General features: G+C 75.5%; 20 protein-coding genes. 12 read left to right on the plus strand and 8 right to left on the minus strand.

What is annotated here, in order from left to right; genetic code table 11:
* Positions 1 to 4: 4 nt before the first annotated feature.
* A complete protein-coding gene (locus tag AB2L27_RS01605) occupies positions 5 to 625 on the minus strand; it encodes a TetR family transcriptional regulator (protein WP_370439703.1) in 621 nt (206 codons plus the stop codon).
* 95 nt (positions 626 to 720) lie between these two features.
* On the opposite strand from AB2L27_RS01605, the gene AB2L27_RS01610 reads away from it, so the two are divergent.
* From AB2L27_RS01610 to AB2L27_RS01620, 3 genes are all read left to right on the plus strand, one after another.
* Positions 721 to 2,229, plus strand: a complete 1,509-nt coding sequence (locus tag AB2L27_RS01610; protein WP_370439704.1) for an MDR family MFS transporter — start codon at positions 721 to 723, stop codon at positions 2,227 to 2,229.
* A 94-nt stretch (positions 2,230 to 2,323) separates the two neighbouring features.
* The gene (locus AB2L27_RS01615; RefSeq protein ID WP_370439705.1) at positions 2,324 to 2,641 is read left to right on the plus strand and encodes a hypothetical protein; all 318 of its coding nucleotides are present in this window, start codon (positions 2,324 to 2,326) and stop codon (positions 2,639 to 2,641) included.
* Positions 2,642 to 2,784: 143 nt separating this feature from the next.
* A complete protein-coding gene (locus AB2L27_RS01620) occupies positions 2,785 to 3,447 on the plus strand; it encodes a DUF998 domain-containing protein (RefSeq protein WP_370439706.1) in 663 nt (220 codons plus the stop codon).
* A gap of 9 nt (positions 3,448 to 3,456) precedes the next feature.
* Here the strand turns inward: AB2L27_RS01620 and AB2L27_RS01625 are convergent, their stop codons facing one another.
* Positions 3,457 to 4,710 (minus strand): MFS transporter, encoded by a 1,254-nt coding sequence (locus AB2L27_RS01625; protein WP_370439707.1) that lies wholly within the window; start codon positions 4,708 to 4,710, stop codon positions 3,457 to 3,459.
* Positions 4,711 to 4,981: 271 nt separating this feature from the next.
* Between AB2L27_RS01625 and AB2L27_RS01630 the strand changes: the two genes are divergently transcribed.
* The 3 genes from AB2L27_RS01630 (at position 4,982) to AB2L27_RS01640 (ending at position 8,723) form a co-directional block, all read left to right on the plus strand.
* Positions 4,982 to 6,439, plus strand: a complete 1,458-nt coding sequence (locus AB2L27_RS01630) for a DUF2079 domain-containing protein (protein WP_370439708.1) — start codon at positions 4,982 to 4,984, stop codon at positions 6,437 to 6,439.
* Between the two features lie 65 nt (positions 6,440 to 6,504).
* The gene (locus AB2L27_RS01635) at positions 6,505 to 7,104 is read left to right on the plus strand and encodes a TetR/AcrR family transcriptional regulator (protein ID WP_370439709.1); all 600 of its coding nucleotides are present in this window, start codon (positions 6,505 to 6,507) and stop codon (positions 7,102 to 7,104) included.
* Positions 7,101 to 8,723, plus strand: a complete 1,623-nt coding sequence (locus AB2L27_RS01640; protein ID WP_370439710.1) for an MDR family MFS transporter — start codon at positions 7,101 to 7,103, stop codon at positions 8,721 to 8,723. The genes AB2L27_RS01635 and AB2L27_RS01640 overlap by 4 nt, the downstream gene beginning before the upstream one ends.
* On the opposite strand, the gene AB2L27_RS01645 is transcribed toward AB2L27_RS01640, so the two are convergent.
* From AB2L27_RS01645 to AB2L27_RS01660, 4 genes are read right to left on the minus strand one after another with little or no spacing between them, the layout of a single operon-like run.
* Positions 8,716 to 9,207 (minus strand): Gfo/Idh/MocA family protein, encoded by a 492-nt coding sequence (locus tag AB2L27_RS01645; protein ID WP_370439711.1) that lies wholly within the window; start codon positions 9,205 to 9,207, stop codon positions 8,716 to 8,718. The two genes, AB2L27_RS01640 and AB2L27_RS01645, sit on opposite strands and share 8 nt — an antisense overlap.
* Positions 9,204 to 9,560, minus strand: a complete 357-nt coding sequence (locus tag AB2L27_RS01650; protein ID WP_370439712.1) for a Gfo/Idh/MocA family oxidoreductase — start codon at positions 9,558 to 9,560, stop codon at positions 9,204 to 9,206. Before AB2L27_RS01650 ends, AB2L27_RS01645 begins: the two co-directional genes overlap by 4 nt.
* Positions 9,561 to 9,600: 40 nt before the next feature.
* A complete protein-coding gene (locus AB2L27_RS01655) occupies positions 9,601 to 10,287 on the minus strand; it encodes a LuxR C-terminal-related transcriptional regulator (RefSeq protein WP_370439713.1) in 687 nt (228 codons plus the stop codon).
* Positions 10,288 to 10,309: 22 nt separating this feature from the next.
* A complete protein-coding gene (locus AB2L27_RS01660; RefSeq protein WP_370439714.1) occupies positions 10,310 to 11,557 on the minus strand; it encodes an ATP-binding protein in 1,248 nt (415 codons plus the stop codon).
* Between the two features lie 114 nt (positions 11,558 to 11,671).
* Here AB2L27_RS01660 and AB2L27_RS01665 point away from each other — a divergent pair, with 114 nt between their 5' ends.
* From AB2L27_RS01665 to AB2L27_RS01690, 6 genes are all read left to right on the plus strand, one after another.
* A complete protein-coding gene (locus tag AB2L27_RS01665; RefSeq protein ID WP_370439715.1) occupies positions 11,672 to 12,112 on the plus strand; it encodes a PspC domain-containing protein in 441 nt (146 codons plus the stop codon).
* A 27-nt stretch (positions 12,113 to 12,139) separates the two neighbouring features.
* Complete coding sequence (locus AB2L27_RS01670; RefSeq protein ID WP_370439716.1) at positions 12,140 to 13,690, plus strand: PspC domain-containing protein; 1,551 nt, start codon at positions 12,140 to 12,142, stop codon at positions 13,688 to 13,690.
* Entirely contained in the window at positions 13,687 to 13,929 is a 243-nt protein-coding gene (locus AB2L27_RS01675) for a hypothetical protein (protein WP_370439717.1), read from the plus strand. The genes AB2L27_RS01670 and AB2L27_RS01675 overlap by 4 nt, the downstream gene beginning before the upstream one ends.
* Positions 13,930 to 13,939: 10 nt before the next feature.
* Positions 13,940 to 15,022 (plus strand): aldose epimerase family protein, encoded by a 1,083-nt coding sequence (locus tag AB2L27_RS01680; RefSeq protein WP_370439718.1) that lies wholly within the window; start codon positions 13,940 to 13,942, stop codon positions 15,020 to 15,022.
* Between the two features lie 68 nt (positions 15,023 to 15,090).
* Positions 15,091 to 15,369: a DUF1490 family protein gene (locus tag AB2L27_RS01685; protein WP_370439719.1), complete on the plus strand. Its 279-nt coding sequence runs from the start codon at positions 15,091 to 15,093 to the stop codon at positions 15,367 to 15,369.
* Between the two features lie 4 nt (positions 15,370 to 15,373).
* Complete coding sequence (locus AB2L27_RS01690) at positions 15,374 to 17,608, plus strand: heavy metal translocating P-type ATPase (protein ID WP_370439720.1); 2,235 nt, start codon at positions 15,374 to 15,376, stop codon at positions 17,606 to 17,608.
* On the opposite strand, the gene AB2L27_RS01695 is transcribed toward AB2L27_RS01690, so the two are convergent.
* Both AB2L27_RS01695 and AB2L27_RS01700 read right to left on the minus strand, forming a co-directional pair.
* Positions 17,526 to 18,797, minus strand: coding sequence for a YibE/F family protein (locus tag AB2L27_RS01695; protein ID WP_370439721.1), 1,272 nt, complete (start codon positions 18,795 to 18,797; stop codon positions 17,526 to 17,528). The two genes, AB2L27_RS01690 and AB2L27_RS01695, sit on opposite strands and share 83 nt — an antisense overlap.
* Before the next feature lie 36 nt (positions 18,798 to 18,833).
* The gene (locus AB2L27_RS01700) at positions 18,834 to 19,823 is read right to left on the minus strand and encodes a glycoside hydrolase family 43 protein (RefSeq protein ID WP_370439722.1); all 990 of its coding nucleotides are present in this window, start codon (positions 19,821 to 19,823) and stop codon (positions 18,834 to 18,836) included.
* Between the last annotated feature and the right edge of the window lie 138 nt (positions 19,824 to 19,961).

The raw sequence follows: 19,961 nt of genomic DNA on the forward strand, positions 1-19,961 counted from the left end.
CTGTTCAGCCCCCGGTGACCGCGCGCAGCTCCCGGCGGGTCCGGCGGTAGGTGGCGACCAGGTCGGCGTCCTCGCCGCGGGCCCGCCGCCCGGCCCAGTCGTCGAAGGCCGCGCGCAGCCCGGCGCCCAGCGTCTCGGCCAGGACGCGGGTGCGCAGGTCGACGATGGCGGACCCCGTGGCCGCGGCGACCCGGGCGTAGAACGCCGCGGTCTGCTCGGCGTCCAGGCGCAGCAGGGCCCCGCGCACGCCTGCGTCCTCCAAGGCCAGGCACCGCACGCGCCGCATCCGCTCGATCGACCCCGTCTCGGCGGACGCCGCTGCCAGGGCGTCGGCGAGGCAGTCCTCCAGGTCGGTCAGGGACGTCGAGGACCCGATCCGGTCCTCCAGTCGCCGGGCGAGGTCGGCGTCGAAGGCCCGGTTGGCCCCGAGGGCGGCGTCCTCCTTGGTGGCGAAGTAGCGGAAGAAGGTGCGCGGGGAGATCCCCGCCGCGGCGGCGATGTCGTCGACCGTCGTCCGTTCGGACCCCTTGCGGGCGAACAGGTCGAGCGCGACCTGCTCGATCTCGGCCTGAGTGGCCAGGCGACGGCGCTCGCGCAGGTCCGGGGTGGGCGTCGCGGTAGGCACGGGACGAGGGTACGGCAACCGGGTCAACGGCTGACGAGTTGGCAGTGACTGCCACTAGGCTGGGGGCCGTCACCACCACGAGGAGTCCCCACCCCATGTCCACGAACGAGGACGCGGCCCCGCAGACCGTCGCGTCCGCACCACCGGCCGCCCCCGCACCCCCGACCGGCGAGCGCGACCGCCTCGCCCCCGGTGACGCCACCGTCATCGGGCTCCTGCTCGTCTCCGCCTTCGTCGTCATCCTCAACGAGACGATCATGGGCGTGGCGCTGCCGCGGCTCATGGCCGACCTCGGCATCACGGCCGCCACCGGTCAGTGGCTGACGACGGGCTTCATGCTCACCATGGCCGTCGTCATCCCCGCCACGGGTTTCATCATGGAGCGGTTCCGGCTGCGCCAGATCTTCGTCGCGGCCATGGGGCTGTTCAGCCTCGGCACCGCGATCGCCGCCGTCGCCCCCGGTTTCGGGGTGCTGCTGCTCGGGCGCGTCGTGCAGGCCGGTGGGACGGCCGTCATGATGCCGCTGCTCATGACGACCGCCCTCACGCTCGTCCCCGCCGCCAGCCGCGGCCGGACCATGGGGATGATCTCCGTCGTCATCTCCGTGGCCCCGGCCATCGGCCCGACGATCTCCGGGATCATCCTGAACTCGCTGTCGTGGCGGTGGATGTTCATCATCGTCCTGCCCATCGCGCTGATCGCCCTGGGCGCCGGTGCCTGGAAGGTGCGCAACGTCACGACCCCGCGCCCGGCGCGCCTGGACGTCCTGTCCCTGGCGTTGTCCGCCGTCGGTTTCGGCGGGCTGATCTACGGGTTGTCGAGCATCGGGGAGTCGGCCTCCGGGCACGCGCCCGTCGCGCCGTGGATCCCCGTCGTCGTCGGGGTCGCGTCCCTGGCCGCGTTCGTCGTCCGTCAGCTCCGCCTGACCCGGACGTCCGCGCCGCTGATGGACCTGCGGGTGTTCGCGAACCGCTCGTTCACCGTCTCGACGGTCGTGCTCGTCACGAGCTTCATGGGCCTGTTCGGCACCCTCATCGTGCTGCCGATCTTCCTGCAGAACGTCCTGGGGCTCGGCGCGCTGGAGACGGGTCTGCTGCTCCTGCCCGGCGGCGCCACCATGGGTGTCCTGTCGCCGGTCGTCGGCCGGTTGTTCGACCGCTTCGGCCCCCGGCCGCTCGTGACCCCGGGCGCGGTCGCGGTCACCGGGGCCCTGTGGCTGCTGACGACGCTGCACCCGGGCACCCCCGCGGGGATGGTCGTCGTCGTGCACACGCTGCTCAGCGCCGGGCTGGCGTTCATGTTCACACCCCTGTTCACCTCGGCGCTGGGGTCCCTGCGCGCCGAGCTGTACCCGCACGGGTCGGCCACCGTCGGCACGGTGCAGCAGCTCGCCGGCGCGGCCGGGACGGCGCTGTTCGTCACGGTCCTGTCGACCCGCTCGGCCGACAGCCTGGCCGCCGGGTCCGACCAGCTGCACGCCGTCGCCGACGGCGTCCAGGGCGCCTTCGTGTGGGGCGGGGTCATCTCGCTCGTGGCGCTGGGGCTGTCCCTGCTCGTCCGGCGTCCCCCGGCCGTCCCCGGGCCCCGCACGCCCGTGCACTGACGCGGTCCCCGACGGCCGGTCCCCGCCCGGGGGCCGGCCGTCGTGCTGCCCGGCCCGGGGTGCGGGCCGGTCGCGGCCGCCGGAGGATCGAGCGGTGGCCGAACCCCTCGTGACCCCCGACGGGCGCTACCTGGTGGTCCGGGGACGGTTGTGGCGGTGCTCGGACCCCGCCCTGCCGGCGGACCGGCGCCAGGAACTCGTCGAGGAGCTCATGGCCGCCCGCCGCGCGAAGCGGGACGCCGGGGACGAGGGGGCGCGCGAGGCCGCGCGGGCGCGGGTGGACGCGGCCAAGCGCGGTCTGGGCGAGCGCGGCCCGGTCTGGTGGGACGACGGCGCCCCCGACCTGACCCGGCACCTGGCCCGGACGACCGGCTACGCCGAGTGGTTCGAGCAGCAACCCGACGGCCGGTAGGGCCCACCGCGCGACGCCGTCGCGTCAGGTCGTGCCGCTCGCCCGGCGGCCGGCGCGGGGAGACGGTGACGCGCGCGGTGAGCCGGCCCCGTGCCTCGACCGTGCTCTCGACCGGGGCCGGTGACCGTCCCTAGGGTGCCGGTGTGCGACTGCGCCTGGGACTGCTGCTGTGGATCGTCCAGGTGCTGTACCTGCCGGTGGAGCTCACCGCCGCCGCGCTCGTGCAGGCGCCGTACAGCCTGCTGGACAACACCATCAGCGACCTGGGTGCGGTGGGCTGCACCACGGTGGCGTACCCCGCGGGCCCGGTGCCGGTCTGCTCCCCGGCGCACGACGTGGTCAACGGGGCGTTCGTGGTGTTCGGCGCGGCGCTGGCCGCGGGGGCGGTGCTGCTGCGCCCGTTCCTGTTCACGGGCCGCGCGGGCCGGGCCGCCACCGTCGCGTGGGTCGTGGCCGGGGCGGGGCAGGCCGGGGCGGGTCTGGTGCCCCTGGACGTCGACCTGGCCGTGCACACCGCGGTCTCGACCCCGGGGATCGTCGCCACGGGACTGGCCACCGTGCTCACGGCCCGGTCCACCGCGGTGCGGCGGTGGCCGCGGTGGCGGGCGGTCCTGCTGGTGGCGGGGACGGTGAGCCTGGTGAGCGGGCTCGTCGTCGTCGTCCGCCTGGACACCTCGTGGGGTGGTCTGCTCGAACGGGTGTCCCTGTGGCCGTCCTTCGTCCTGCTGCCGGTGGTGGCCCGTCTGGTGGGCACCACCGCCCGGGCGGGCAGATCCACCCCGGGCAGGACGTCCCCGGTGACGTGACGCCGGGGCTCACCGGCCCCGGTGCCCGTACGCCCACGCTCCGGCCCCCGCCACCGCGGTGACGGCGGCCCCGGCCCAGAACGCCCCGGCGGTGCCGTGGACGTCGATGAGCGCACCGGCCGCGGCCGTGCCCAGGGAGGCGCCGAGGTTGGTGGCGGTGGTGACCCACGACGTCGCCTCCGATCCACCGTCGGTGGCACCGAACCGGTCAGCCGCGGTGTAGACCACCACCGCCAGGGGCGCGCTGGCGGCGCCCACCACGACCAGCGCCGCCGCCAACCACACCAGCCCCGGAGCCACCGCGGCGACGGCGGCGGCCAGGGAGGTCACCGCGGCCAGGGCGGCGAGCACGGTCCAGGGCGGGACGTCACGGAGACGGCGCCCGTGGTCCGTCCCGGCCAGGCGCCCCCAGCCCAGCCCACCCGCGGCCGCCGACAGCGCCAGGACCGCGAGCAGCAGCCCGGAGGCCACCGCCGGGCCCGCCCGTTCGCCGCGGGCCACGACGGCGACCTCCAGGGGGTCGTTGCCGAGCCCGACGGCGGCGGCGAACAGCAGCAGGGCCGGGTACCCGGGGCGCGTCAGGGGACCCAGCACCCGCCGACGCCGTGACGACCCGGCCGGGGGCTCGGCGTCGGGCTGGTCCGGAGCGCGTCCGGCGGGCCGGGTCAGCAGGGGGGAGGTCGCCATCACCGAGGAACCCAGCAGGTGCGCAGCGGCCGTGCAGACCAGCGCCGTGGCGGGGGTGGCCGCCTGGACCAGGACCGCGGCCAGGACCGGGCCGACGGCGAACACCCCGGACTCCACGACCGCGTCCAGGCTGTAGGCGCGCTGGCGGGCGGCGGGGTCGGGGGTCAGGCGCGCCCACACCGCCCGCATCGTCGGCCCCACCGGCGGGGCCACCAGCCCGGCGACGGCCGCGCCGGTGACGTGGACCGCCGCGACGCCGACCCCGCTGCGGGCGGCCAGGGCCAGGGCCAGCAGGGCGAGGGCGAACAGCGTGCTGAGCAGGGGCAGGACCCGGCGCGGTCCGCGGGTGTCGAGGAGCCGGGCCTTGGCGGGCATGGTGGAGCCGGCGATGCCGTAGGCGCCCAGGGCGGTGCCGGCCACGGCGTAGGAGCCGGTGGCCGCCTGCACGGTGAGCAGGAGGGACAGGACGAGGGTCGCGAAGGACAGGCGGGCGAGGGTGGCGGCGGTGAACACCAGGCGCAGTCCGGGCAGGGCCCGGAGCGCGCGGGGGTCCACCACCTGGTCGGGGTGGGACACGGGTGGATCTCCATCAGGGCAGGCCGGGACCGGCCGGCGCCCCGGTGCCGGTGGCACGCGCGGGTCGCCCGGCCGGTTCGGCGGGGGTCGGGTGGCTCATCCGCGTGCTGGGCACGCAGCGCCGCGACCTATCCCTGGAACTCGATCACGGCGTCACCGTAGCGAAGGCCCGAGGCTGGTGCCGGGTCGGCGGGACGACGTGCGGTGTCGGCGCCGGGACCACGAGCACGGCGGTGCGGGGCCGGTCCGGGCCCGCGCCTAGGGTGCCGAGGTGCCCGGCAGCCACCCCCTCGTCCCACCCGCGCCCACCGGTCCCCGCACCCGCCGGCTGCTGCCGCCCGCGGCGGGGGTGGTCGCGTTCCTCGCGTTCGCGGCGATCGGCCTGGCGCGCTGGACCGCCGGTCTCGCCGGCTCCTACGACCTGGGGATCTTCGCGCAGGCCGCGAAGGGGTGGGCGAGCGGTCGCGGCCCCGTCTCGGACGTGCGGGCGCCGGACTACCTGCTGCTGCGGGAGCACTTCAGCCCGGTCACCGCGCTGTTCGCGCCGGCGTGGTGGGTGTGGCCGGACGCCCGCGCGCTCGTCGTCGTGCAGGCGCTGCTGCTGGCCGTGGCGGTCGCCGTCGTCGCGCGGGCCGCGGTGCGACGGCTGGCGGGGGTGCCGGCCACCGCGCTGACGGTGGGGTTCGCGGGGTCGTTCGGCGTCCTCAGCGCCGTGCGCTTCGACGTCCACGAGGTCGCGTTCGCGGTGCCGCTGCTGGCGCTGACGTGCCGGGCCCTGCTGGACGAGCGGCCCCGGGCCGCGCTCGCGTGGGCGGCACCGCTGGTGCTCGTCAAGGAGGACCTCGGTGCGACGGTGTGCGCGGTCGCGGTGGTGCTGTGGTGGCGCGGGCACCGGCGCCCCGCGGTGGCCGCCGCCGCCGTCGGGGTCGTGGGTGCGGTCGTGGCGATGGCGACGATCGCGCACTTCAACACCGAGGGCACCAGCCCCTTCCTCGCCTCCTTCACGGGTGGTTCCAGCACCCCGGCGGTCCCCGCCGGGACGCGGCTGGCCTCGGTGGCGGTGCTGCTGCTCGTCCTGCTGCTCACGGGCGGGGTGGTGTGGGTGCGCTCCCCGCTGGCGCTGCTCGTGGTGCCGACGCTGCTGTGGCGCCTGGCCTCGGGCAACCCGCTGTTCTGGATGGGGTGGGTCCACTACGACCTGGTCCTCATGCCGGTCGTCGCGTTCGCGCTGCTGGACGTGCTGTCCCGCCGCCGCGCCCCGCGCGGTGCGCCGCGGTGGGTGCGGGCGGGGGCGCTGTCGTGCGCGGTGGGCACCGCGGTCGTCCTGGCCGTCGTCCACCCGCCGCTGGCCGGGGTCGGTGCGGCACGCGGGGCCGACGTGCCCGCGCAGGCGCGCGCGGCGACCGCGGACGTCCCCGAGGGGGCGAGCCTGGCGGCCGACAACGGCACCGGCCCGGCCCTGGTCGGGCGCTTCGACGTCCGGTTCTGGTCCGAGGACGTGTCGACCCGGGCGCAGTGGCTGGTGCTCGACACCGCGCGCAGCTCCTTCCGCGCCCCGGTGGAGGGCAAGCTCGCCACCCTCGCGGCGCTGCGCGCGACGCCGGGGGTGCAGGTTCGCCGGGACGGCCGGTTCGTCGTCGTCCGCCTGCCCTGCGAGCAGACCGTGCGCCAGCTCGCGCCCGCCGGTCCGGGACGGCCCGCGCCGGTGTGGGAGGGCCGCTGCGGGTAGGCCCTCCGGGGGACCACTCCCGCGTGCACTTGACGCAAAGTCTGCACTGAGTGCAAGCTTGAAGCGTGAACGACACTCCCCCCTCCCTGCGCGACCGGCGGCGGGCCGAGACCACGGCCGCGGTCGCGGCGGCGGCCCTGGACCTGGCCGTCGAGCGCGGCTGGGACCAGGTCACGGTCGACGAGGTCGCCGAACGGGCCGGCATCTCCCGCCGCACCTTCTTCAACTACTTCGCCACCAAGGACGAGGCCCTCTTCCACGACGCGATGGCCTGGCGGCCCGGTGCGCTGGAGGCGTTCACCGCCTCGCCCGCCCCGCTGCTGGACGCCCTGGAGGACCTCTTCGTCGCCCAGGCCGACCGCGAGGCCCCCGACCGCGACCGCGCCGTGCAGGTCATGCGCCTGGTCGACGGGGCCCCCGAGCTCCTGCCCGGGCTGCTGGCCCGGATCGCCGCGAGCGAGGAGGCCCTGGCCGCGGCCGTCACCGCCCGCGGTGACGTCGACGAGTTCACGGCGCGGACCGTCGCGGCCGTCGCCGGCGCCCTGGCCCGCGTCAGCGGCACCAGCTGGCTGGCCGGCTCGCAACCGGACCCCCTCAGTTCCACGCGGGCGGCCTGGGCCGCGCTGCGCACCCTCGTCACCACCACTGACCGGAGGACCCCGTGAGCACGACCGCGGAACCCGTCGCGGCCAGGCCCCGCATCGGCTGGATCTTCGCCAGCCTCATGCTCGTCATGCTGCTGGCCTCGCTGGACCAGACGATCGTCGGCACCGCGCTGCCCACCATCGTCGGCGAGCTCGACGGCCTGCAGCACATGAGCTGGGCCATCACGGCCTACACCCTGGCCATCACCGTCGCCATGCCCGTCTACGGCAAGCTCGGCGACCTCGTCGGCCGCAAACGGCTGTTCCTCCTGGCCATCGCGCTGTTCCTGCTCGGCTCGGCGCTGGCGGGTTTCTCCCGGAGCATGCTGGAGTTCGTCGGGTTCCGGTTCCTGCAGGGCCTCGGCGGGTCCGGCCTGATGATCATGTCCCAGACGATCATCGCCGACGTCGTCCCCGCCCGGGACCGCGCGAAGTTCATGGCCCCCATCGGTGCCGTGTTCGGCGTCTCGGCCGTCGCCGGCCCGCTGCTGGGGGGCTGGCTCACCGACTCCGTCGACTGGCGCTGGGTGTTCTGGATCAACCTGCCGCTGGGGGTCCTGGCCCTGGCCGTGGCCGCGCTGACGATCCACCTGCCGCGCCGGCGCAACACCGCGGCCATCGACTACGCGGGCATGGGGCTGCTCGCCCTGGCCAGCACCGGTCTCGTCCTCGTGACGAGCTGGGGCGGGACCCAGTACGCGTGGGGTTCGGCGACCGTCGTCGGGCTGATCGCCGGGACCGTCGTCGCCGCGGTCGCGTTCGTGCTCGTGGAGCTGCGCGCGTCCGAACCGGTCATCCCGATGCGGTTCTTCCGCAACCGCACCTTCGTCGTGACGACCCTGCTCGGCCTGGTCGTCGGCGCGGGGATGATGGGGGCGCTGGCCTACCTGCCGACGTACCTGCAGATGGTCTACGGCGTCGACGCGACGCAGTCCGGTCTGCTGCTGCTGCCGATGGTCGCCGGGCTGCTCGTGACGAGCCTGGCCTCCGGTGCGGCGGTGACGAGGACGGGCCGCTACAAGGTCCTGCCGATCGCCGGGACGTTCACCGCCGCCGTCGCGATGTTCCTGCTCTCCACGCTGACGGTCACGACGTCGCTGGTGCTCGTCGGTCTCTACGTCGGGATCCTCGGCGCCGGCCTCGGCCTGTTCATGCAGATCATCGTCCTGGCCGTGCAGAACGCGGTCGGCCCCCGCGAGGTCGGGACGGCGACCAGCTCGAACAACCTGTTCCGCGAACTCGGCGTGACGGTCGGGACGGCCGTGCTCGGCACGGTGTTCTCCAGCCGGCTCACCGACCGGCTCGGCGGGGCCCTGGGCGGGGCGGCCGAGAACGCCTCCGGCCTCACGCCCTCGCTCGTGGCGTCCCTGCCCGGTGACGTCGCCGACCGGGTGGTGAACGCCTACGCCGACTCGCTCGTGCCGATCTTCGTCTGGCTGGTGCCGATGTTCCTGCTCGGCACGGTCATCGCGTTCTTCCTGCCCGAGGTTCCGCTGTCGGGCAGCACCCCGGTCGAGGCGCAGGACCAGGCGCAGGACGAGGCGCAGGGGGAGGCGCAGGACCGGGCGGGGGTTCCCGCCCAGCCCGTCCGCGACGAGACGCCCAGGGCCGACCGCCCGGTCAGCCCCGGCCTCAGCTGAGGTCGACGGCGACCGTGCGGCCCTCGCGGGCCGACGTCTCCGCGGCGTCGGCCAGGACGAGGGCCGCCCGGCCGTCCTCGAACCCCGGGACCTCCGGGGCGAGGTCGTCGCGCGCGGCCGCGACGAACGCGGCCAGTTCCAGCTCGTACGCCTCGCGGTAGCGCTCCAGGAAGAACCGCCGGTAGGGCTCCCCGGCCGAACTGGTCGTCGCGGTGGACGAGCGGACGAGGGTCGGGGTGACGTTGCCGACCTCCAGCACCCCCTCGGCGCCGAACGCCTCCAGGCGCTGGTCGTAACCGCAGGCGCTGTGGCGGGAGTTCGTGAGGGTGATCGACTCCCCGCCCGCGCCGACGAGGGTCGTCACCGCGGCGTCGAAGTCGCCCGCGGCGGCGATCCCGGCGTCGAACTGCCGCAGGCCCACCGCCGTCACCGACACCACGTCCGGGACGAAGGAGCGGGCGGTGTCGAAGTCGTGGATCGTCATGTCGCGGAAGATCCCGCCGGAGACCCGCACGTAGTCCGCCCGCGGCGCAGCTCGGCGAAGTGCGGGTCGAAGCGGCGGTTGAACCCCAGGACGACCGGCGTCGAAGCGGCGCGGGCGCACTCGCGGACGGCGTCGACGCGGGTGAGGTCGAGGTCGATCGGCTTCTCGCACGGGACGGCCTTGCCGGTCTCCAGTGCCGCCGCGAGCAGGTCGACGTGCGTCGGGGTGGGAGAGGCGATGACGACCGCGTCGACGTCGGCGGCGGCGATGGCCTCGAACGCGTCGATCGTGGCCCGAACGCACACCCCCGGTGCCGCGCGGAAAACACTCTTTCCGCCCTCGAAAGCGCTCACGAGGGGCGGAAAGAGTGTTTTCCGCGCGGGGGGAGGGGCGTCAGAGGAGGCGGCGGGCGGCGGCCCAACGGGTCAGCTCGTTGCGGTTGGACAGCTGCAGCTTGCGCAGCACCGCCGACACGTGGGTCTCCACGGTCTTGACCGAGATGAACAGCTCCTTGGCGACCTCCTTGTAGGCGTAGCCGCGGGCGATGAGGCGCATGACCTCCCGCTCGCGCGCCGAGAGCCGGTCCAGCTCGTCGTCGGCGGCGGCGACCTCACCGGCACCGGCGCCGAAGGCGTCCAGGACGAAACCGGCCAGGCGGGGGGAGAAGACGGCGTCGCCGTCGGCGACCCGGCGCACGGCCGCGGCCAGGTCGTCCCCACTGATGGTCTTCGTGACGTACCCGCGCGCGCCGCGGCGGATGACGGCGATGACGTCGTCGGCGGCGTCGGAGACCGACAGGGCCAGGAACCGCACCGGCGGGTCGGCCGCCAGCAGGTCGGCGCACCGCGTGAGCACCTGCGCCCCACCCGATCCCGCACCGGGGGCGGGGTTCTCCTCCGGTCCGGTGGGCAGGTGCACGTCCAGCAGCACCACGTCGGGGCGCAACCGCCCGACCGCCTCGACCGCCCCGGCGACGTCGGCGGCCTCGCCCACGACCTCCAGGTCGGCGGCGGTGGACAGCTCGGCCCGCACCCCGCTGCGGACCATCCGGTGGTCGTCGACGACGAGGACCTTGATCACGACGAAACCGCCTCCCGCTCGCTCACGTGGCACCGCCCGGGAGCCGCAGGGCCACCTCGGTGCCCCCGTCGGCGGGACGGCGGATGGTCGCCGCCCCCCCGGCGCGCTGCATGCGCCCGACGATCGACTCCCGCACGCCGAGGCGGTCCGCGGGGATCGCGTCGAGGTCGAACCCGGCGCCGCGGTCGCGGACGAACACCTCGACCCCACCCCCGCTGACCGGTTCGGCGTACAGCGACACCGTCCCACCCGCGTGCCGGCCCGCGTTCAGCAGGGCCTCGCGCGCGGCCTGGGCCAGCGCGGTCGTCGCCCGCTCCAGCGGCGCGGTGTCCAGGTCCCCGACGAGGACGACCTCGACGACGGCGCCGGAGACGTCCTCGACCTCGCTGGCCGCCGCCCGCAGCGCGGCGCCGAGGGTTCCGGCCGACGTCCCGTGGTCGCCGTACAACCACTGCCGCAGTTCGCGTTCCTGCCGCCGGGCCAGCCGCGCGACCTCCCCGGCGTCGCCGGACCGCTTCTGGATGAGGGCCAGCGTCTGCAGCACCGAGTCGTGGACGTGGGCGGCGAACTCCGCGCGCTGCTGCTCGCGGGCCAGGGCCGCGCGCTCGGCGCCGAGGTCCTGCCACAACCGGACCACCCAGGGCGCGGCGACGAGCCCGACCCCGCCCAGCACGACGACCCCGGCCACGGCCGAGCGCCAGAACTGCCCCACGTCCCCCACGAGCACCGGGAACAGGACCGCGCCCAGCACGACGAGCGAGGCCCCGGCCACCACGCGCACGACGGCCCCGCGCCCGTCCCCGGCCTCGTCGACGAACCGCCGCCGCCGGGTCGCGTCGAGCTGGCTCCACGCCAGCACGATCCCGGAACCGCCCACCAGGACCGGGACCACGTACCGGGCCGAACCGTCGACGAGGTTCACGGCCGGGACGAGCCCGAACCCGACGACCACGGCGACCCCGACGAGGGCGTTGCGGTGGGCGAGGACCCAGCCCGACGGGTCCGGGCGCCGGTCGGCGGGCAGTTCACGCTGCCGGTCGTCGAGCACCAGCAGCCACAGCACGACGTACAGGACGAGACCGAAACCCCCGAGGAACGCCGAGGCGGCGAACACCGTGCGCACCTTCGGCAACGGGACCCCGGTGTGCTCGGCGATCCCGGCGGCCACCCCCGCGACCCGGCGGTGGGCGGTGCTGCGCACCAGGGGCGGGCGGGCGCGGGACGGTCCGTCCACCGGCCCGCCCGCGGGGTCCGTCGTCGCCGTCAGCACCCGCCGATCGTGACACGGGCTCCCGTCCCGGGGATCCCCCCGACGCCGGAGTTCAGGGTCGGGTCAGGGTCTCACCCGATGTGGCCGGGGGTCCGGCGCGAGCACCCTCGAACCATGACCTCGAACGAGCACCTCAGCTTCGGCAAGGCCCACCAGACCCCCGGACAGGAGACCCCCGTGAGCGAGCACGGCGACCAGCCCGCCAGGCCCACCGCCGCCGACCGGTTCTTCGGCTCGATCCGACGCACCGGCCTGGTCCGCTCCCGCGACCGCTGGGTCGCCGGGGTGGCCGGGGTGGCCGGGGGCATCGCGCAGCGCACCGGTGTCCACGTCAACGCCGTCCGCGCCGGTTTCGTCGTCCTGGCCCTGCTCGGCGGGATCGGGTTCGGCCTCTACGGCCTGGCGTGGGCGCTGCTGCCCGACGTCACCGGTCGCATCGAGGCGCAGGCCGCCCAGCGCGGGGACGTCTCCGCGGCCCTCGTCCTGGCCGTCGGCCTCGTCGTCCTCGACCTCGTCCTGGGCAACGGGCTGCTCGGCCTCGGCTGGGTGCTCTGACCCCCGCGGACCTGGGAGGGTCGGACCGTGAGCACCGCCACCAGCACCACGCGCGGGGTCGCGAGGTTCTTCGCGACCGTCCGGTCCAGCGGCGTCGAGCGGACCCCGGACCGGTGGTTCGCGGGCGTCTGCGGTGGCGTGGCGCAGCGGCTCGGCGTCGACCCCCTCCTCGTGCGGGGCGTCCTCGTCGCCCTGACCGTCGTCGGGGGTCTCGGGCTCGCCGCCTACGGCGTCTGCTGGTTGCTGCTGCCCGACGGCCGGTCCGCGAGCGCCGTCGGGGACGCCCCGGAGGACCGGCCCGACGCGCCGCGCACCCCCGGCCGCATCGAGGCCGAGGCCGTCCTGCGCGGCGACGTGTCCGGGGCCGCGTGGCTGGCCGGTGCCCTCGTCCTGGCCGACCTCGTGCTGCCCCGCGCGCTGCTGGGCCTCCTCGACCAGAACCTCGACGGGCCCGGGTGGGGTTTTCTCACCACCGGGTTGCTCGCCCTCCTCGGCTGGTGGTTCCTGCGCGACTTCCGCGTCCCGCCGCTGGACCCCGCGCGCCGGGCTGAACTCGACGCCCTCGCCGCCCGCGACGCCACTGACCGCGACGCCACCGCCACCCGGCCGTTGTCGCTCGTCAAGGAGCCGCCACCGGCCCCGGCCGGGCCCGCCGCGGGGTTCGGCTCGCCCGTCGAGCGCCGCGCTGCCGCCCGCCTCGCCCGCGAGCAGGCCCGCGTGGCCGCCGTGCACGAGCGGACCCAGCAGAAGGTGCGCGAGGCCCAGGAGAAGGCCGCCCGCGCCCGCGCCGCCCGTCGGCCGGGCTCCCCGCTGCTGACCACCGCGACCCTCGGCCTCGCGCTGCTCGCCGTCGGTCTCGTCGTCGCCGCGTCCCTGCTCACGGCCGCGGGCCCGTGGAGCGACGCACCGCTCGCCCGGCCCCTGCAGGACCGCACGCTGACCCTGGCCGCCGCCGCGGGCACCGTCGTCCTCGGCCTGGGGGCCGTCCTGGCCGGGCTGCGCGGCCGCCGGAGCGCCCTCGTCGGTCTCGCCTGGCCCGCCGCGCTCGTGGCCGTCGCCACGGCCCTGGCCCCGCCCGCCGGGAACTGGACCGGGGACGTGGACCGCACCTGGACCCCCACCGGCACCGCCGCCCTCAGTTCCGTCGTCGGCCACCTGACGGTCGACCCGAGCGCCCTGGACGACGGCACCGCCACCGCGACCGTCGCCGCGGGCCGGCTCGACGTCGTCGCCCCCACCGACCGGACCGTGCTGGTCGACGTCACCGTCCTGACCGGTTCGCTGCGCTGGCGGCCCGGCGCCGATCTCGTCGAGGTGACCGACGACCCGTTGCGGGACCTCCAGATCGGCGGCGGCACCGAGCGGGAGGGGGACGACGCGGTCGCCGGCGGGGTGAACCTGCGGCGCGTCTTCGTCGCCGGACCCGGCGCCGCGGACCTGGCCGCCGCCGTCACCGTCCGCGGGGACGACCCCGCCGACTGGACCGTCCCGGCCGGGACCGCACGGGTCCGGGCGACCGGCTGGACCGGTGAGGTCCGCATCGGCCCGGCCGGGTCGAGCACCCTGGAGGGGTCGTGAGCACCCCCGACCCCGTGCCCCCGCGCGGCCCCGACCTCGGCACCGTCCTCGGCGGCACCGTCCTCGTCGCGGTCGGGGCGGCCGTGGCCGCGCACGTCCTGTTCGGCCTGAGCTGGGACTGGAAGGTCTGGGCCGCGGGCGTCCTGCTCGTCGCCGGGTTCGGCGTCCTGCTCGCCACGGCCGTCGCCGCCGTGCGCCGCCCCTGCGACCGGCGGGACGACGGGCCCCACCGCCGGTAGCGTCCAGACCGTGACGAATGCGAACGCAGCCGACGCGCCGGTCGAGCACGAGGCGGACTGGGGCCGGCTGGAGGACGGGACCCCCGTCGGCCGCTGGGTCCTGCGGGACGGGACCCTCGAGGTGGGCCTGGTCGAGCACGGCGCCCGGATCCAGTCCGTGCTGGCCCCCGACCGCGACGGGAACCGCGCCGACGTCGTCCTGGGGTTCCCCGACGCGGCCCCCTACGCGGGCAAGGGCCGGTCGTTCGGCGCCACGATCGGTCGGTTCGCCAACCGCATCGCCGGCGGCACGTTCGAGCTCGACGGGCAGCGGTCCTCCGTCCCGACGACGGATCGCGGGAACGCCATCCACGGTGGGCCGCACCCGTTCTCGGAGAAGCTGTGGACCGCGCACCCCGTCGACGGGGTCTGCGGGGTGCGGTTCTCCCTGTTCAGCCCCGACGGCGACAACGGGTTCCCCGGGGGGTTGTCCGTGCACGTCACGTACGCCCTGCACGAGGGGACGCTGACCATCACGTACTCCGCGACGACGGACGCGCCGACCGTCCTGAACCTCACGAACCACGCGTACGTCGACCTGGCCGGGGAGGGGTCCGGGACGATCGACGCCCACCTCGTGCAGGTCCACGCCGACCGGTTCCTCCCCGTCGACGAGACGGCTCTGCCGACAGGGGAGTTCCGCCCCGTGGCGGACACCCCGTTCGACCTGCGCGAGGCCGTCCCCGTCGGCTACCGCGTCGAGCTCGACGACGAGCAGCTGCACCGGGGGAAGGGCTTCGACCACTGCTACGTCCTGGCCGACGTCCCCGGTGGTGCCCGGCCGCCGGCGCTCGCCGCGGTCGTCACCGAACCGGTGTCCGGTCGGGTCCTGGAGGTCCGCACCGATCAGCCGGGGATCCAGTTCTTCACCGGGGGGTCGCTGGCCGGGACCCTCGTCGGCAAGGCCGGCAGCGCCTACGGGCCGCGCACGGGGTTGGCCCTGGAGACCCAGGCGTTCCCCGACGCCCCGAACCACCCGGAGTTCCCCACGACGGTCCTGCTGCCGGGGGAGGAGTTCCGTTCCGTCACGGAGCTGCGGTTCCTCGTCGCCTAGCATCGTCCCTGGTTCGCGTCCCTCCGGGGGGTGTGATCCACTGGAGACCGACCCCACCTGGAGGAACCGTGTTGCCGATCGCCGCCCCCCTCGGACGTCTCGTCCTCACCGCCGCCGCCTCGGCCGGGCTCGTCAAGGCCGTCAGCGACGGCCGGGGGACCGCCGCCCTGCGCCGCCTGGCCGTCAACGGGACCAAGGCCGGCATCCGCACCTCCCGCGCCGCCGAGACGAGCGTGGAGCGCCTGCGCCTGGGCGCCGGGGACGTGGTCGCCCAGGCCTACGACGAGATGGGGGAGCAGCCGCCCGTCCCGTCCACCCCGCAGGCCGGTCACGACCACCAGCACTGAACCCGTGGCGACGGCGACGACCGAGCTCAGCCCGCTGAACGTCCTCGCGGACGTCCCTGGGCGTGCACGCCTGCAGGCGGACTGGTTGCGGCGCAGCCCGGGCCGTGCGGTCGCCGCCGAGGAGGCCCTGGACCGCCTGCCCGGGACGCGGCTGGCCCGCGCCTACCCGGTGACGGGCAGCGTCGTCGTGCACTACGACCCCGAGAGCCTCACGCTGACCGACCTGCTGACGGCCGTCGCCTCCGTGGCGCTGGTCCCGGCCGACGCCGAACCCGCCCGCACCCCGCGCTCGGCCGACGTCGGCAACGGCGAGGTCGCCCGCATCGTCGTCGGCGGCGCCGCCCTGGCCCTGCTCGGGCTGCGTCGCTTCGCCTTCGGCCGCCCGCCGCTGCTCGGCCCCACGTCCCGCCTCGTGGCCACGGGCGTCACGATCTTCTCCGGCTACCCCTTCCTCAAGGGTGCTGTGGGGGCTCTCGTCGGTCGTCGCAGCGCCGGTACCGACGCGCTCGTCTCGGCCGCGACCGTCGCGAGCCTGCTGCTGCGTGAGAACGTCGTGGCCCTCACGGTGCTGTGGCTGCTGAACATCGGCGAGTACCTGCAGGACCTCACCCTGCGCCGCACCCGACGGGCCATCGCGGACCTGCTGCAGGGCAGCGAGACGACCGCCTGGGTGCAACGCACCAGCGGTGACGGCCAGGTCGTCGAGCAGCGCGTGGACCTGTCCGAGCTGCAGGTGGGGGACCTGGTCGTCGTGCACGACCAGTCCACGGTGCCCGTCGACGGCGAGGTCGTCGAGGGCGAGGCCGTCGTGGACCAGGCGGCGCTCACCGGGGAGAACCTGCCCGTCCAGCGGACCGTCGGGCACCCCGTGCTGGCCGGCAGCGTCGCCCTGCGCGGGCGCCTGGTCGTGCGGGCCACCGCCATCGGCCAGGACACCGCCGTGGGCCGGATCGTGGCCCGCGTCGAGGACGCCCAGGCCGACCGCGCCCCCGTGCAGACGGTCGGGGACCGGTTCAGCAAGAAGTTCGTCCCCGCCTCCTTCGGGCTGGCCCTGATCACGCTCGTCCTGACCCGCGACGTGCGCCGCGCCATGACGATGCTGCTCATCGCCTGCCCGTGCGCGGTCGGGCTGGCGACCCCGACCGCCATCAGCGCGGCCATCGGCAACGGAGCCCGGCGCGGGATCCTCGTCAAGGGCGGTTCGCACCTCGAAGCCGCCGGCCGCGTCGACGCGTTCGTGTTCGACAAGACCGGGACCCTGACCGTGGGGCGTCCCGTCGTGACGAACGTGCTGAGCTTCCGCGACGACTGGACGCCCGAGCAGGTGCTGTCGGAGGCCGCGAACTCCGAGGTGCACTCCAAGCACCCGCTGGCCCAGGCCGTCATCCGCTCCACCGAGGAGCGCCACCTCCTCATCCCCACCCACGAGGAGTGCGAGGTCATCCTCGGTCTGGGGATGCGCGTGCAGGCCAACGGTCGCGTCCTGCTCGTCGGCTCCCCCGGGCTCATGCGCCGCGAGGGCGTGGCCGTGGACGCGAAGGCCCAGGACTGGGTCGACCGGTTGCAGGCGGCGGCCGAGACCCCGCTGCTGCTGGCCGTCGACGGGGTCCTGACGGGCCTGGTCAGCCTGCGCGACGAGGTGCGCCCGGAGTCGCGCGAGGTCCTGGCCGAACTGCGCCGCACCGGGGTCCGGCGGATCGTCATGCTCACCGGCGACAACGAGCACACCGCGGCCGCCGTCGCCGCCGAGCTCGGGGTCACCGAGTGGCGCGCGGAGGTCATGCCCGAGGACAAGCAGGACGTCGTGCGTGAGCTGCAGGCCGAGGGCTACTCCGTCGCGGTGGTCGGGGACGGCACCAACGACGCCCCCGCCCTCGCCCTGGCCGACCTCGGCATCGCGATGGGCCTGTCCGGCACCGACGTCGCCGTCGAGACCGCCGACGTCGCCCTCGTCGGTGACGACCTGAGCCGGCTCCTGCAGCTGCGCGACCTCGGCGACCGGACGCTGGGGTTGATCCGGCAGAACTACGGCGCCTCCATCGCCGTCAACGGCGTCGGGCTCGCCCTGGGCGCCGCCGGGGCTCTGTCGCCGGTCCTGGCCGCCATCGCCCACAACGCCTCGTCGGTGTTCGTGGCGGTGAACTCCGCCCGTCTCATCAGGTACCGGATCCCCGCGCCGGCGCGGGCTGGGACCGCAGCGCGAGGGCAGCGGCCAGCGCCGTCGTCACCGGCACCGTGAGGGCCAGGGCGATCCCGCCGACGGCCGAGCGCACGAGTTCCTCGGCGATGGCCGAGGAGTTCACGAGCTGACCGGCGGGCTGGTCGAACAGCTCGATGAGCAGCAGCGAGGGCATCGCCGCCCCGGCGTAGGCGAACGTCACCGTGTAGACGGTCGAGGCGAGGTGGTCCCGTCCCACCCGCATCCCGGCCGCGAACAGGTCGCGGAAACCCCCGCCGCGGGCGGCGCGCACCTCCCACACGGCCGCCGCCTGCGTGATGGTCACGTCGTTCAGCAGCCCCAGCGCGGCGACGAGCGTGCCCGCCAGGACGACCCCGCGCAGGTCCACCGCCCCGGTCACGACCGTCACCGTGTAGGCGTTCTCCTCGCTCAGCCCCGTCAGGTGGGCCGCGTCGACCGCCAGCACCGCCGCCCCCGCGGTCACGAGCAGACCCGCCACGGTGCCGAGGTAGGCGACCGTCGTGCGGGCCGAGAACCCGTGCGTCAGGTACAGCACCACCCCCATCACGGCCACGGCCGAACTCAGGCCGACGACGACCGCGTTCTCCTGCGCCAGCAGCGCCGGGACCACGTGGAACGCGATCGCCGACCCGCCCACGGCCAGGCCCGCGAGCGCCGCCAGCCCCCGGCGGCGGCCGACCGCGACGGTGAGGACCACGAAGACCGTCAGCACCACGGCCAGCGGCAGCCGGCGGTCGACGTCCTCCCAGGTGTAGGCCGGTTCGCCCCCGGCCTCCCCCGGGTAGCGGGTCAGCACGACGCGGTCACCGGCACCCAGGCCGCCGTGGAACACCGCGGCGGGGACGGTGACGGTGACCTCCCGGGTGGCCTCGTCCCGGCCCTGCGCGTCGTCCGGGACCCGCACGTCGTCCGGGACCCGCACGTCGGCCTCGGGGCACTCGACCGTGTCCGGCATCGTCCCGTCCGGCAGCCGTTCCTCGGCCAGCTCGGCCCGGCACGTCTGCATCCGGGTGCCGGTGACCTCCCCGCGCACCGTCTGCGCACCGACGTAGGTCGTGGAGGCCGAGGGGACCTCCCCGGGCCACGTGGCCAGGACACCGGCCAGGGCCGCCGCCAGCACCACCAGGACGACCACCGTCAGGGCCCGCCGGGTCCGGCGCGACAGCGGTTCCAGCTCCTCCCCGGTGCCCGCGTGCCCGTGCCCGTGACCGTGACCGTGTGCTCCCACCCGACCATCCTGACCGACGGGGCCCGGTGGGGCGGCTCAGCCCAGGCCGTGCTCACGCAACCGGTCCCACTCCCGGCGGACCAGCGGCAGTACCGTGCCGTGCTTCGTCGAGGGCGGAATGGACACCTCGTGAGCGGGCACCGGTTCCCAGCGGCCGGAGTCCAGGTCGTCGCACTGCAGGGCGAAGTACCCCTGCGGCCACTGCGCGTACTGGTCCAGGAACAGGTACCAGCGCTCGCGGTCGCGGGCGCGCACGACGAGCGGGGCCTCCACGCCGCCGGGGTGGCGGTCGGCGGCGATGCCCGTCGTCACGACCTCGAAGTCGTCGGCGAACAAGGCCGACCCGCGTTCGAGGAAGATCCCCCAGCCGTCGCGACCCTCGTCCTTGGAGAACCGGTACACGCGGCCGTGCTCGTGCAGGACGGCGGTGTCGATGATGTCGCGCCCGCCGGTGTCGACCATGACCTCGACCGGGCCGAACGTGGCGAAGTCGCGCGTGCGGGCGGCCAGGATCCGGCTGTAGCTCTCGCCGGCGTGCTCGACGTCGTCCTCGGGGTAGAGCCGGGAGGACCAGAACACGACGTGCTCACCGGTGGCGGGGTCCGTCGTGACCTCCGGGGCCCAGGCCATGCCCGCCGTCGGGGGCGCGACCTCGACCAGGCGCGGTCCCTGCCACGTCAGCAGGTCCTCGGAGTCCCACAGGACCAGCGACCGGCTGCCGTGGCGGCGCCACTCCTCCCAGCGCAGGCCCCCGCCGTCCCACACGCGCAGGTCGGTGGCCAGGACGTGGAACCGGCCGTCGCCACCGCGCACGATCGCCGGGTCGCGCACCCCCGTCGTGCCGATCCGGGACTCCAGGACGGGTTCCCCGCCCCACAGCGGGTCCCAGCGCAGCGGGGAGTCGTCCCGGCTGAGGGAGAAGTGGATCTTCTCGGCGTGCCCGTCCGGGTCCTCCCGGAAGTGCGCCAGGAGCCAGCCGTACTGCGCGCCGGGGTCGTCCCCGGGCCTGTCCTGGAGGTGTTCCACGGGCCCACCCTCTCAGAGGTTGTCCTCAAAGGGGGTGATGTGTGCACGGTAGGACCATGAGCGTCCCCACCAGGACTCCCTACCCCTCCGACCTCACCGACGCCGAGTGGGACATCGCCCAAGCCCACCTACCCCACG

This window comes from Kineococcus halophytocola, assembly GCF_041276425.1.
Taxonomy (GTDB): Bacteria; Actinomycetota; Actinomycetes; order Actinomycetales; family Kineococcaceae; genus Kineococcus; species Kineococcus halophytocola.

Bases quoted from the DNA above. Each gene is read 5' to 3' on its own strand.
- AB2L27_RS01610 (WP_370439704.1), top strand. From the start codon at position 721: ATGTCCACGAACGAGGACGCGGCCCCGCAGACCGTCGCGTCCGCACCA.
- AB2L27_RS01645 (WP_370439711.1), bottom strand. From the start codon at position 9,207: ATGACGATCCACGACTTCGACACCGCCCGCTCCTTCGTCCCGGACGTG.
- AB2L27_RS01665 (WP_370439715.1), top strand. From the start codon at position 11,672: ATGACCTCGAACGAGCACCTCAGCTTCGGCAAGGCCCACCAGACCCCC.